13 protein-coding genes are annotated in these 12067 nt (G+C 42.4%); 5 read left to right on the forward strand and 8 right to left on the reverse strand.

The annotated features are described in order from the left end of the window. Positions 1-137 precede the first annotated feature (137 nt). The gene (locus V7K49_RS25205; protein ID WP_335208074.1) at positions 138-1046 is read left to right on the forward strand and encodes a hypothetical protein; all 909 of its coding nucleotides are present in this window, start codon (positions 138-140) and stop codon (positions 1044-1046) included. A gap of 461 nt (positions 1047-1507) precedes the next feature. Here V7K49_RS25205 and V7K49_RS25210 read toward each other — a convergent pair whose 3' ends face one another. Both V7K49_RS25210 and V7K49_RS25215 read right to left on the reverse strand, forming a co-directional pair. Beyond that, on the reverse strand, positions 1508-3328 hold the full coding sequence (locus V7K49_RS25210; RefSeq protein WP_335208076.1) for an ABC transporter ATP-binding protein: 1821 nt from the start codon (positions 3326-3328) through the stop codon (positions 1508-1510). A gap of 68 nt (positions 3329-3396) precedes the next feature. Beyond that, complete coding sequence (locus V7K49_RS25215; RefSeq protein ID WP_335208078.1) at positions 3397-4218, reverse strand: DUF6816 family protein; 822 nt, start codon at positions 4216-4218, stop codon at positions 3397-3399. 304 nt (positions 4219-4522) lie between these two features. Between V7K49_RS25215 and V7K49_RS25220 the strand changes: the two genes are divergently transcribed. Then, positions 4523-4861 (forward strand): carbon dioxide-concentrating mechanism protein CcmK, encoded by a 339-nt coding sequence (locus tag V7K49_RS25220; protein ID WP_334724262.1) that lies wholly within the window; start codon positions 4523-4525, stop codon positions 4859-4861. Positions 4862-4866: 5 nt separating this feature from the next. Here the strand turns inward: V7K49_RS25220 and V7K49_RS25225 are convergent, their stop codons facing one another. The 5 genes from V7K49_RS25225 to ffh form a co-directional block, all read right to left on the reverse strand. Next, a complete protein-coding gene (locus V7K49_RS25225) occupies positions 4867-5271 on the reverse strand; it encodes a ChuX/HutX family heme-like substrate-binding protein (RefSeq protein ID WP_298911033.1) in 405 nt (134 codons plus the stop codon). A 37-nt stretch (positions 5272-5308) separates the two neighbouring features. After that, positions 5309-6262: a PhoH family protein gene (locus V7K49_RS25230; RefSeq protein WP_334871674.1), complete on the reverse strand. Its 954-nt coding sequence runs from the start codon at positions 6260-6262 to the stop codon at positions 5309-5311. A gap of 274 nt (positions 6263-6536) precedes the next feature. Beyond that, the gene (locus V7K49_RS25235; RefSeq protein ID WP_334871673.1) at positions 6537-6971 is read right to left on the reverse strand and encodes a KH domain-containing protein; all 435 of its coding nucleotides are present in this window, start codon (positions 6969-6971) and stop codon (positions 6537-6539) included. Next, complete coding sequence (gene rpsP, locus V7K49_RS25240; RefSeq protein ID WP_012409382.1) at positions 6934-7194, reverse strand: 30S ribosomal protein S16; 261 nt, start codon at positions 7192-7194, stop codon at positions 6934-6936. The genes V7K49_RS25235 and rpsP overlap by 38 nt, the downstream gene beginning before the upstream one ends. Before the next feature lie 311 nt (positions 7195-7505). Then, a complete protein-coding gene (ffh, locus tag V7K49_RS25245; protein ID WP_334724265.1) occupies positions 7506-8972 on the reverse strand; it encodes a signal recognition particle protein in 1467 nt (488 codons plus the stop codon). A 222-nt stretch (positions 8973-9194) separates the two neighbouring features. Between ffh and V7K49_RS25250 the strand changes: the two genes are divergently transcribed. The 3 genes from V7K49_RS25250 to V7K49_RS25260 all read left to right on the forward strand — a co-directional run bounded on the left by V7K49_RS25250 (position 9195) and on the right by V7K49_RS25260 (position 11336). After that, a complete protein-coding gene (locus tag V7K49_RS25250; RefSeq protein WP_335208079.1) occupies positions 9195-9833 on the forward strand; it encodes a Uma2 family endonuclease in 639 nt (212 codons plus the stop codon). 174 nt (positions 9834-10007) lie between these two features. Then, a complete protein-coding gene (locus V7K49_RS25255) occupies positions 10008-10637 on the forward strand; it encodes a Uma2 family endonuclease (RefSeq protein WP_335208081.1) in 630 nt (209 codons plus the stop codon). A gap of 42 nt (positions 10638-10679) precedes the next feature. Continuing rightward, on the forward strand, positions 10680-11336 hold the full coding sequence (locus V7K49_RS25260; protein WP_335208082.1) for a DsbA family protein: 657 nt from the start codon (positions 10680-10682) through the stop codon (positions 11334-11336). Positions 11337-11459: 123 nt separating this feature from the next. Here V7K49_RS25260 and V7K49_RS25265 read toward each other — a convergent pair whose 3' ends face one another. Continuing rightward, on the reverse strand, positions 11460-11945 hold the full coding sequence (locus V7K49_RS25265; protein ID WP_335208083.1) for a hypothetical protein: 486 nt from the start codon (positions 11943-11945) through the stop codon (positions 11460-11462). Between the last annotated feature and the right edge of the window lie 122 nt (positions 11946-12067).

The following is a 12067-nucleotide window of genomic DNA, read 5'->3' on the forward strand; positions in this document are numbered from 1 at the left end:
CTATTTTTATGATTTTATTTGGCAACTCATCTTTTTACTCGTAAAATCGAAGACAAGATCAAGGCCAGTAGAAAAAAGTCCCTAAATTAATGAGTACGTTAATCAGTCACGGTGGAAGATCTATCATTAAATTTCAGATGGTAGATCGGATAAATGATATCGTTTGGCAGGCTCACCAAGGTAGCGTTGCTGCGATTATTCAGCTATTGAACGAAAAGCTAGCCAAGTCTGGTGTCAGAACTAGAGCCATTTTTTCTAATGGTGTCTTACAACTTCTGTGTGAGGCGGCTAGGGTAGAGCAACTTGAGCAATCTCCCCTAGTAGAACAAATCCAGCAAATTCTTGAGTCCATCGCCCCGCGTCACATTCGCCTAGTCAATATCAACAGTCGGATTGTTCGGGAACAACAATTACTTTGGTTAAAGGAAATAGATAGCGATCGCGAAAACCAACTGCTTTGGTCACAGGAAATTACATTAATTCAGCCTAATATTCTAAAGCAACTAATTAAAGATTTCACAGAAGCTCAAGCTGAACTAGGAAAACCAAATTTCCCTAAAGCTCCAGTCTCTCGTCCTTTAGTACTTATCAATAAAGAAAAACACGAAAATAAACCGAAAAAAAAGATATTAGCAGCGGCTGGTTTATGCTCACTTTTGTTGCTTGGTTGGGTTGTTTATGCCCAATTAGGTAATAACCTGAAAAACCTAATGCAACTAGAAACTTCCAAATCTTTAACTACAGAAAATATTAACGATAATAAAGCCCAGACACCATCCCGTGCTGCTAACAATAGCCTTTCTGAGCCATCTGATGACCCATTTGCAATATCTGTGCGAATTGCCAACCAAGCTTCTGCATCTGGTAAAACAGCCACAACCTCAACTCAGTGGTTAGAGATCGCTGCTAAGTGGCAACGGGCTTCAGATTTAATGGGCACGGTGCCACAAAACCACATCCGTTATCAGGAAGCTAAGATTCGGACTCAACTATATAAGAAATACAGTGAGGCGGCGCAGAAAGAAGCCGATAAGAGTAAATCTTAGTTTTTTCTTATTGGAAGACTTCAATTACTGAGTAGTATTTTAGCAGTGGTGAATGGATTATTTATTTGATTTACTTCTCGCACTTCACTAAGCACGTAAAACGAATTTTAATATGTCACCGCTTCGATTCTAGCTGACGCTTTTCTTGGAGAATGGAGCAAATTCCCCACTTGCTAATATTAATTGTGCCGCAGAATAGGTGCGAAATTGAACTCCTGGCATCTTATTTTGTTGCTGGATTTTCAGCAGTTCTTTAACGCTATTTGCAAGTCCCTTAACTTAGATATTGCACCAGAATCAAAAACTGCCATAGCTTTCTAACCTATGGCTGATAACTTGCATTTTTATAAAAAGGACTTAAACCCTTTGATAGCATGGATTTCAGTCCACTTAAGTCCACTAAGGCTATCAGCCAAGAAATTTATTTCTTGGCTGGAGATTGAGCAGGTGCAAGATATAAGTTAACTCAGAAGTTCTCCCGTTTCTTGCAGGGAGTGTAAGCGGCGGTAAATACCCTCATGACGCAAGAGTTCATTGTGGCTACCCACTTCTACAATCTTTCCTTGCTCCAGAACCACAATTTTATCTGCTTCTCGCACTGTGCTTAGACGATGGGCAATTACGATGGTTGTACAAGTGCCCTGAATCGATCGCATTGCTAGCTGAATCGAACGCTCAGACTCATAATCTAAGCTAGAGGTGGCTTCGTCAAAAACTAGGACGTCTGGTTTCACTAGCAACGCCCTGGCAATTCCCAAGCGTTGTCTTTGTCCTCCAGATAACCTGACACCTCGTTCTCCCACGATGGTGTAATAACCTTGGGGTAAGTGCTGCACTACTTCATCGACTCTGGCAATTCTACAGGCTTCCTGAACCTGCTCCAAGCTGGCATCTGGTCTACCGTAGGTGAGATTATCCAATATAGTACCGTTAAAAACGTCTACTTCTTGGTGAACGATCGCTAATCTCCGTCTATATTTACCCACATCCAAAGTGCGAATATCTTGACCATCAATCAGAATTTGACCTTCTTGAGGTTCAAAATATCGCAACAGCAATTTTACTAAAGTAGACTTACCAGAGCCGGAACGCCCCACTAATGCCACTGTTTGGTATGGCTCAATCAACAAGTTAATATTTTGCAAAACTTGACGGTTAGCATCATATCCAAAACTGAGGTGTGACAACTCAACTTTTCCAGTAAATTTATAAGGTGATTCTGCCTGCTTGCTCTCTTCTAAAAGACTATCTGAATCAGATGCAGTTGGCTCTTGAAGAAATTCGTGAAACCGCAGCATGGAAGAGTAACGACGAGCGAAAACTTCTGCCAAGTTAGTAATAGGTTCTAATTCGGCATATGCCATGCTGGAAAGAGTTAAGGTCATGACAAAGTGACCAAGAGAAATTCTCCCATTTATTGTTGCTGCTAAAGTCAAACCCAGGATAGTAAAGACGCATAACTGAATTATGGTTTTTTGCCAAATAGCCAGTTTCACATAACCTTTGTGGATACGATAATCAAGGATCATGAATTCACGATCTAAACGTTGCTTTTGCCGTTTCAGTTCCCTAGCTTCTGTAGCAAATGCTTTCACAGTTTTGATATTGGTGATCAGTTCAGAATTGCGGCTTTCGGTATTCTCTGCATATTTATTCAGACCACTTTCGTACCTAATTAATTGCTGTAAATCCTTCAAGCTGAAGCTGAGAATAATTACAAAAGAAATTAGATATAAAATTGCAATTCGCCACTCAATCACCAAAATAAACACAAAAATTCCCAGTACACGAACCAGTTTGGGAATTAACTGTCCAGCGATTTCGGGATACGCCCAAGTGTGGTTCTCAATACCTCTAGCTACTCTTCCGGCGATGCGTCCGGGGTTATTTTCGTCATAAAATTCCAGTGGGAGAGTAAGAATTTTGGCGATGGCTGCTTCGGTTTTCTTTCGACGCGACCTGAAACTTATATCCCAGTGAAACCAAACAGTCAACCAGGGCTGTGTTGGTGCTCTCACTACGGTGACAACGAAAATTAAACCCAGTAATACACCCAAAGATAAAAGTTTATTAACAGGGTAATTGATGATGTCTGAAACAATTGCGATCGCACTTTCAAGTGGTTTATCCAAAGGTTGACCAGACAAAACGTTTAAAATCTGTCCGATCGCATAAGGGACAACCAAATCAATGATTTCGTAAATGCCGGATGTCGCAACACTAAAAAGACCTAGCTTCCAGTCAGAGCGAAAGTAATTGACAATATCTTGAAATTTGGCCATGTGCACACCGTCCAAGAGCGCGATCGTGAGCTTGGAATTTTATGTACTACAGTGGTAATACAAATAAGTCAAGGGCTAATAGGTTTAAATGACTCCTTTGAAGTAGTAGGCATTTGCACTGGGACAAATTCTAGGCGATAGCGATAGAGGGCAACAGGTCGAGAACCAGCTTTAAAGTAATCTGGAGCTTGAGGTGAAAGATAGACAGCAGTAACTTGATCTGCCTCAATCGCCAGATTAGCTGTTGGAAGTTTATGATAAGCGGTGGTCGATTCTACAGAGTTGAAATAGGGGCGTGAACCGCCTTTAAATAGCTGTTGAAACACTTCTGTAGTGATGAACTTGCCATTAGGGGCAGTTTCTGTGGCCCGTGCAGTCACAATGGAAACTAGTTGGTGACTGTTACGCAAGAATGTAATCTGACGATTAGGTGAATCTGGATCTACTTTAACTAATAATACTGCTTCATCCCCTAAATAAGCCCGTGCCAAATTCAAGCTATTAAACGCTCTATCTGCGATTAAAATTGGGGATTTGTAATCTGTCTGAGGAAATATTTTTAACCCAGGAAAATGTGGTTGCTCTTTCACAAATCTTACTACAAAACTCATCGGCTGATTTAATTGTCGGCGATTACCTTCAAACCCTGGTGTTACGATATCTGGTGCTAAAGGCGCAACTAAATCTACCAACGTACTCGTAACTTGCCAATAACCAGCCATCCATTCAGGGTAAACCAAATCACCCGAAGCCGGTTGCACTGAAGTTAATTTTTCCCATTGGGGAAAATTTGCTAACCGTTGAGATAACTCTCCTGCAAGAGCTTCGCCACTCCACAATAGGAATAAAACCAGCAAGCAAAAACTCCAAATTACATTCATTGTCCGCATTAGCAGTTTTGTCTTTATCGATTAAAAATTAAGTAAGTTTTTGTAAAAAATCAAAATTTTGTAGTAAGTAGTTTAACGCTCAAGCGCTGACTAAAAACTAATCACAGAGTTTTATTTTTTTTGTATAGTTCAGTTTATTTGCGCCAATTTACTTAATCTATGAGATAATAATGCACTTAAGCTAATGTGTATTGTTCTGCTAGCTATTCACCCACAGAATATCGTTTAGTCACTAAGTTACCATCACAAGGAGCCAACATAGTTAAAGATACTTAACCCCACAATCCTAGATTATGGTAACAGCATGACGTTGGCATTAGGTATGATTGAAGTTTATGGCGTTCCCACAGCAGTAGAAGCGGGAGATGCCATGTGTAAAGCTGCCCGTATCACCCTTGTTGGTTATGAAAATACTGATTTGGGACGAATTACCGTGTTAATTCGGGGGGTTGTAGGCGAGGTAAATGTGGCGGTGACAGCAGCACTAAAGGCGGTTCTGCGAGTTAACGGCGGCGAGGTGATTTCTTATCATATTATTCCCCGCCCCCACGAGAATTTAGAATATGTTTTACCGATTCATCGTAGCGTTAATGTGGAGCAGTTCAGTGCAGATATCCGATTTCCTCCACCCCTATCAGTTTAGCTGTATTAAATTTCTGCTGGTAAAGGTTGCCAAATATCTCCATATTGCTCCCGTAAAGCTTGCCAAGTTTCTACCTGACCTGATTCATATTCTCCCGGTTTACCCCATTGCAAAAATAGGCTTAAAGCAGGCTCCTGTTTCTCATCTAAAAACCGAATGGCATAGGTTGTAAAATTACCCCTTTTCGCTTCACCTGTTTCAAATTTCACTTGAGTAATTTTGTCCATATTCAAGTGAAACTCAAAGCCTTCGGTGTGCATATTCGCATACTTACCCTTTGGTAATTCTGCATAAAATAACTTTTCTAGCTTACCCCTTGCTTCTAATACAGCAGCGCTGCTAGTGACAATTAGACGCAATGTTCCAAGGGTCTCACAAGCTGCTAAAAATTCTTTCAAAGTAGTACTCATAAATTGTTATCCTTTGTTATTTGTTGATGCCCTATGTCTATTTTTCGTATTGTTCATAAGCAGCGACAATGCGCTGAACTAGAGGATGGCGCACGACATCTTTTTGGGAAAATTCGCAAAATGCAATGCCTTCAACCTGTTTTAAAACTTGTAAAGCCACTCCTAAACCCGATTGTTGATGAAGTGGTAAATCGGTTTGTGTCATGTCGCCTGTAATCACCATCCGAGAACGGAAGCCCAAACGAGTCAAAACCATTTTCATCTGAGCGGGTGTAGTATTTTGAGCTTCATCCACAATTACAAAGGCGTTATTCAGGGTGCGTCCCCGCATATAGGCGAGTGGTGCGACTTCAATCACACCGCGTTCCATTAAACTGGGTACTTTTTCTGGGTCGATGAATTCATAAATAGCATCGTAAAGTGGGCGAAGATAGGGATTAACTTTCTGCTGCAAGTCTCCAGGCAAAAAGCCAAGTTTTTCACCGGCTTCGACGGCAGGACGAGTTAAAATTAGCTTTTCAACCTGGTTAGCAAGGAGTGCTTGCACAGCGACAACAACGGCGAGATAAGTCTTACCGGTACCAGCAGGCCCAATCCCAAAGGTGAGGTCACGCCTACGGAGTGCCTCGATATATTGACGCTGGCGAAAGGTTTTAGCACGGACTTCTTCACCCCGACGAGTTTTAGCGAGGACATCTCGCTGTAAATCTTGTAGTTCCCCTTGACGATCGCTATCTATGGCTTGACGGGCTGTTGAAATATCGGCACTGGAAATGGTATTGCCTTTAATCCAGAGGTCTTCAAGCGATCGCACTAATCGAGAAGCCAGATCAATTTGCCCTTGGGTACCACAAATCAGTAATTCCTGTCCACGTAGCACTAAACTGGCTCCTGTTTGCCGAGATAGGGTTTTGAGATTTTCTTCTCCTTCTCCTGCAAGAGCGATCGCACTAGGAATATTCGGCAGCTGAATTGTTAAGGCACCTGCCATAGTATTTCTTAATTGGTGAGGATCTGTATTTGACAAAGGTTAATGTTTTCTCGCCAAGGGCGAAATTACGCTTTTATTACTTACATTTTGGAAAATTTTTGGCAATAAATGAATCGGCTGTAGGGGCGTACAACTGTACGCCCCTACTATCAGCAGTATGGTACTGGTGAAGAGTTCAAAAAAAGATCCAAAAATCTTTTTGCTACTTTCCATCTTTACAAAAATTCTGAGCGGAGGTGATCACAACCGCTCAGACTTGCTCTTTAATTTTAACCTAGCGGAGACGGGGTTTAACAATGGGTTTAGGCCCATCATTTGCCCGTGGTTCTCTCCTAGTCGGCGGTGGCGATCGCTCTTCTGTGTCTTCATCAAAAGACATACCCTCGCGGCCCGGCGTGGTGCTGCCGTAGATATCCAGGTATACTGATTGCCCAGCCGCGGCAGCTGCTGCGGCAATTACTGTACGAATCGCCTGAATATTGCGTCCCCCTCGACCAAACACTTTTCCTTTATCTATGCTATCAAAGGCGATGCGAACCCAAACCCGGTTGAGGGTTTGAGAAATTTCACAATCGACGCTTAAAGTCTCTAGAGATTCTAAAAACGGCTCCACCAAAAATTGAACCAGCCCAAGATAGTTGGGACTAGCTGTTGGGGATATTGTTCCGGAATTATGATGCGGCTGTGGCACTGACCTGTTCAAAAACATTGGCTTTTACTAAAATGCGACGGACGGTGTCAGTGGGTTGAGCGCCTTGTTGTAGTCGCTTGACGATGCCGGGAACGTCTAGTCGCACTTCATCGGTTCTGGGGTTGTAGAATCCCAACTCTTCTAGGGGACGGCCATCGCGGCGAGCGAGGTTGTTAATGGCGACAATGCGGTAACTTGCTTCCCGCTTTTTACCGAATCGCTTCAAGCGCAGTTTGATCATGGTTGAAGAATCATTCTCCTGTTGGTTGTTAGATATTAGTTAGTAACTAGTTGCTGAGGAAGTAGCCTAAATCTGGCTGCTGCCGAGAAATTGAGGGTTAGTTTCCTCTGCTGATAAATTATGAGGTCGAAATGCTAATTTTAGCACTGCCTAGCATTTGCTGCTATTAGTCATTAACTAAACGTGAGTTCGATGGGTTATGTGGTGTCCGCCTAGTTAGTCGAATACAAAAGACCTCTAAGAGCTTTTACTACGTAAAACCTGTCCCTCTGGGAGTGGGAGAGGTTTGTCGAACTCACGTTAACTAATGACTAAAGATTGCCAAAGCCTTTTTTCTTTTTATCTTTGGTTTTTTTCTTTTTCGTGCCTGTGGCGTCACCACCATAACCCCGCCATCCTGGGGCCGGAGGACGATTACCTGCACCTGCGAAGGCGTTGCCCATACCGCCACCGCCGAACATTCCCGGCATTCCAGGGAAGCTACCTTGACTCATTTGCTGCATGAGCGATCGCATTTTTTGGAAATCGCCCACTAATTTAGTCACATCTGACTCTCTATAACCGGAGCCAGAAGCAATCCGCCGCCGCCGACTGGGAGAACTGGCTAATAAATCGGGATCGTGGCGTTCTTGGCGAGTCATGGAGTTAATCATCGCCTCACACCGCTTCAGCTGGGTTTCTCCCTGCTTGAGTTGATCGTCTGAGAGCTTGTTCATCCCTGGAATCATCTTGATGAAGCCTCCCAGAGATCCCATGTTCTTCAGCATCCGCAACTGCTTGAGAAAGTCAGTAAAGTCAAACTTCGCTGACAGGATTTTCTCCTGCATTTTCTCAGCATCTGCTAAGTCAAACTCTTCCTGGGCTTTTTCTACCAGGGTGAGAACGTCGCCCATTCCCAGAATCCGCGATGCCATGCGATCGGGATAAAACGGTTGTAGTGCCTCGACTTTCTCACCCACGCCCACAAACTTAATCGGCGCTCCCGAAATCTTTCGCACCGACAGGGCTGCACCGCCACGGCTATCACCATCCAGCTTGGTGAGAATCGCCCCAGTAATTCCTATCTGCTCATGGAAGGTGCGGGTAAGATTTGCTGCCTCTTGACCAGTCATCGCGTCCACTACCAACAGAGTTTCATGGGGTTGGACAGTTGCTTTGATCCGGGCTAATTCCGCCATCATTTCTTCGTCAATTTGCAGGCGTCCAGCAGTATCAATAATTACTGTGTTTACACCTTCTGCCCTGCCGCGTTCTACACCCTGTCGAGCAATTTCTACTGGGTCTGCGTCGCTTCCTAGTTCAAATACTGGTACGTCAATTTGCTTACCCAACGTCACCAACTGGTCGATCGCTGCTGGGCGATATACGTCTGTCGCCACCAACAAACAGCTACGATCTAATTTACGGAGATGTAAGGCTAACTTAGCGGTAGCTGTGGTTTTACCAGTACCTTGCAACCCAGCCATTAGCACAATAGTAGGCTGTTCCTGGGCTTCTGCTATGGGAACATTTTCTTCTCCCATCACCTGCACAAGTTCATCGTGAACAATTTTGATGAACTGTTGGTCAGGTCGCACGCCGGTAATCACCTCGGCTCCCTGTGCTTTGGCTTCGACTTCGCTAATAAAATCTTTGACTACCTGGAGATTGACATCTGCTTCCAACAAGGCGCGGCGCACTTCGCGCAATGCATCTTGAATGTTGGATTGAGAAATTTTGTCTTGTCCTCGCAGTTTCTTCCAGGCGGATTCTAAACGGTCAGATAGAGCATCAAACATAATGTAATTACAGGTAGTTCGCCAATGTGGAATTTTGAACCGCCGATGAATGCGATTCGGAATTCCCGCTAAAGTTTAAACGTGCTATTTACCAGCTTAGTAGTTTTCACCGCGACTGTAGCAACCAGATACCTACCTTTATTGAATATGAAGATTGAGCTTAAAGTACAGTGAAGGTAAGAATGGCTATTGTACAGCGAGAACCTACATCACAATATTGCTATGACTAGCAACACACTGCTTCAACCTACAGAAATCATCCACTTATCGGGTATTAGTTGGCAAACCTATGAAAACTTGCTAAATGAACTGAGTAATAGTCGCCGCCTTCGGCTCACATACAATCGAGGTACTTTAGAAATCATGGTTCCCTCACCTGAACATGAACGTTACAAAAAAGTATTAGGTCGATTTGTCGAAACTCTAGCAGAAGAATTAGAAGTCAATATTCAACCCCTTGGTTCTACTACTTTCAAGCGTCCAGAACTGAGTGGTGCAGAACCAGATGAATGCTTTTACATTAGAAATGTCCAGTTCATCAAGGGCAAAAAAAGAATTAATTTGCAACAAGATCCGCCACCAGACTTGGTAGTGGAAATTGATATTACCAGCAGTTCCAAAAATCGCTTTGAAGTCTATGCTGATATGGGTGTACCAGAGATTTGGCGTTATGATGGCACTATTTTTAGTATAAATATTTTACAAGATGACAAATATATAGTTGTTGACCAAAGTTTAGCATTTCCTCATCAACCTCTGATAGAAATTGCTGAGTTTTTACAACAGGTTGAAGATAAAGATTATTTAGAGTTGGTGAGCGAATTCCGCAACTGGGTTAGAAGTAAAATTGGTTTATATTAATTAATAAGCCTAAATAAAAACTCAATTAAATATAGGAATCGTGAAAGAAATCTTGTAAATTATTATTCATTTTTGTCCTTTGTAGTTCGTTTTGGTTGAATGCGTAAATCCTGAAAAAATAATGTATTTATTAATATTAAAAATTAAAATTTTACCAAAAAATCTCAGATAGCTATGACTAGCAACACACTGCTTCAACATACAGAAATAATCCACCTATCGGGTATCAGTTGGCAAACCTATGAAAACTTGCTAACAGAACTTAGTGCTAGTCGCCGCCTCCGGCTTACTTACAATCGAGGTACTCTAGAAATCATGGTTCCTTCACCTGAACATGAACGATACAAAGAAATGGTGGGTCGATTTGTCGAAACTCTAGCAGAAGAACTAGAAGTTAGAATTGACTGCCTTGGTTCTACTACTTTTAAACGTTCACAACTTAGTGGTGCAGAACCAGATAAATGCTTTTACCTTGAAAATATTAATGTAATAGGAGGCAAAAACAGAATAGATTTAACGCAAGATCCACCGCCAGATTTGGTAGTAGAAATTGATATTACTAGCAGTTCTAAAAATAGTTTTGAAGTCTATGCTGATAAGGGAGTGCCTGAAATCTGGCAATATGATGGCAATTATTTTAGTATTAACGTTTTACAAAATCAGAAATATATATCTGTTGAACGGAGTTTAGCATTTCCCATTCTGCCACTAACAGAGATTTCTAATTTTTTAGAGCAGGTGGGAGAAAAAGATTATTTGGAATTAGTTAAAGAATTTCGCAAATGGGTTAAAAGGCAAATTTAATATCAAAATAGCGAATTAATTTAGACAGATGTAGAAGCATATATGTCGCAGCGAATCAAAGTTTACTCATACTCGATATATCACTCGGCCAATTCATACATTGGTATTGCTCTGGCCGAAAAAGCATTGCAGGGTTTACCTGTTGATATTGAACGACGACCAATCTACATACCGAAGGAGCGAGGTATCAAGGTAGCTGACCTGCAAGGACGAAGTGAAAGTGCCCTGTTATCGTCGTATCACAAAGAAGATTGTCTGCGGTGGGCGAAAAAGTACGGTATTGAAATTAGGCTCAAGGAACTTGAAGAATTTGGTAGGTGGGTAAAGCGCTGGGAGAAAATGAAATTTGGTCGGGAAGAACTTCCTGCTAGAGCGTATTACGCTGCTTGTGGAACTGGGAAGGAGCATCTGCTTGATGCGGCTTTCTTTCGAGCGACGTACATTGACCTGCTCGATGTTAACGATGAGTCTGTGATTAGAAAAGTTGCAAATGATGTCGGGTTGAATGGCGATCGCATTCTGGAATTAGTATACAGCGAAGCAGCGGGACTTGCAGCAGTGGCAGCTTTGGCAGAATACGAGCAATTTGGCTGTCCTGGAGTCCCAACTTGGGTAGTGGAAGGCGAAAGATTTTGGGGAAAGGATCGTGTTGATTGGCTTACTGAAAAGGTAAAACAATTAGTCATTCGTAATTGGTAAAAAGACCTAACCTCCAACCCCCAACCCTAGTAGGGAAGGGGGAAATTCAAAGCCTCTTTCTTTCTAAAAGAGAGGTTTGCGCGTGGTCTATTTATTTGAAAACTACTGTAAGAGTCGCCCTTTTTATGATTGAGTTGCTGCTGGTTTTGAGAGCTCTTGTTGGTAAAAGCGGACAACTTTTTGCACATAGTCAGCAGTGAAACCTTTGTCGCAACCTGTATAGCTACCAGTCATCCACCAACAAGATGCGCTACGCACAGATGCAATTTCATTATTGTTGGTGGCGCTCAACTGATTGCTTAACTCCCGGCGCGTGATACATGATACAACTTGGCGCGCGATCACTGGGCTGTTTTCAAACTGCGTCGGTGTTAGTTCTCGTTTAAGACAAGTTTTTGTCCAACCTTTGAGGGTTTCTGGTTTAACTTGCCATTCGCTGTAAAGTCCATCATTGGGATTTTTTGTCTGTGGTGCAGCCTGTCGCAACGCCTCTACCATCGCCGCAACTTGGGTATCAGAAATCGGCTGCTGTGCTTGAGCTAATAATGGCAATAGTCCGAAGGTGACAATAACTCCGTTGAGTAGTAATCCTATAGGGTTTTTGATCATGAATTTGGAATTATTTTAGATATCACGAGGTAGAATACTATGTCTTCACGACACCAATAAGCAACGCTTAAAATAGTGCATAAGTAACATCATAGATATTCCCTGATTAAGATGCTCTCCTT

This window comes from Nostoc sp., assembly GCF_036919675.1.
Classification (GTDB): Bacteria; Cyanobacteriota; Cyanobacteriia; order Cyanobacteriales; family Nostocaceae; genus Nostoc.

What these genes read in the sequence shown, in the direction of transcription:
- V7K49_RS25205 (WP_335208074.1), top strand. Translation starts at nt 138, where the DNA reads ATGGTAGATCGGATAAATGATATCGTTTGGCAGGCTCACCAAGGTAGC.
- V7K49_RS25210 (WP_335208076.1), bottom strand. Translation starts at nt 3,328, where the DNA reads ATGGCCAAATTTCAAGATATTGTCAATTACTTTCGCTCTGACTGGAAG.
- V7K49_RS25215 (WP_335208078.1), bottom strand. Translation starts at nt 4,218, where the DNA reads ATGCGGACAATGAATGTAATTTGGAGTTTTTGCTTGCTGGTTTTATTC.
- V7K49_RS25220 (WP_334724262.1), top strand. Translation starts at nt 4,523, where the DNA reads ATGACGTTGGCATTAGGTATGATTGAAGTTTATGGCGTTCCCACAGCA.
- V7K49_RS25225 (WP_298911033.1), bottom strand. Translation starts at nt 5,271, where the DNA reads ATGAGTACTACTTTGAAAGAATTTTTAGCAGCTTGTGAGACCCTTGGA.
- V7K49_RS25230 (WP_334871674.1), bottom strand. Translation starts at nt 6,262, where the DNA reads ATGGCAGGTGCCTTAACAATTCAGCTGCCGAATATTCCTAGTGCGATC.
- V7K49_RS25235 (WP_334871673.1), bottom strand. Translation starts at nt 6,971, where the DNA reads ATGTTTTTGAACAGGTCAGTGCCACAGCCGCATCATAATTCCGGAACA.
- rpsP (WP_012409382.1), bottom strand. Translation starts at nt 7,194, where the DNA reads ATGATCAAACTGCGCTTGAAGCGATTCGGTAAAAAGCGGGAAGCAAGT.
- ffh (WP_334724265.1), bottom strand. Translation starts at nt 8,972, where the DNA reads ATGTTTGATGCTCTATCTGACCGTTTAGAATCCGCCTGGAAGAAACTG.
- V7K49_RS25250 (WP_335208079.1), top strand. Translation starts at nt 9,195, where the DNA reads ATGACTAGCAACACACTGCTTCAACCTACAGAAATCATCCACTTATCG.
- V7K49_RS25255 (WP_335208081.1), top strand. Translation starts at nt 10,008, where the DNA reads ATGACTAGCAACACACTGCTTCAACATACAGAAATAATCCACCTATCG.
- V7K49_RS25260 (WP_335208082.1), top strand. Translation starts at nt 10,680, where the DNA reads ATGTCGCAGCGAATCAAAGTTTACTCATACTCGATATATCACTCGGCC.
- V7K49_RS25265 (WP_335208083.1), bottom strand. Translation starts at nt 11,945, where the DNA reads ATGATCAAAAACCCTATAGGATTACTACTCAACGGAGTTATTGTCACC.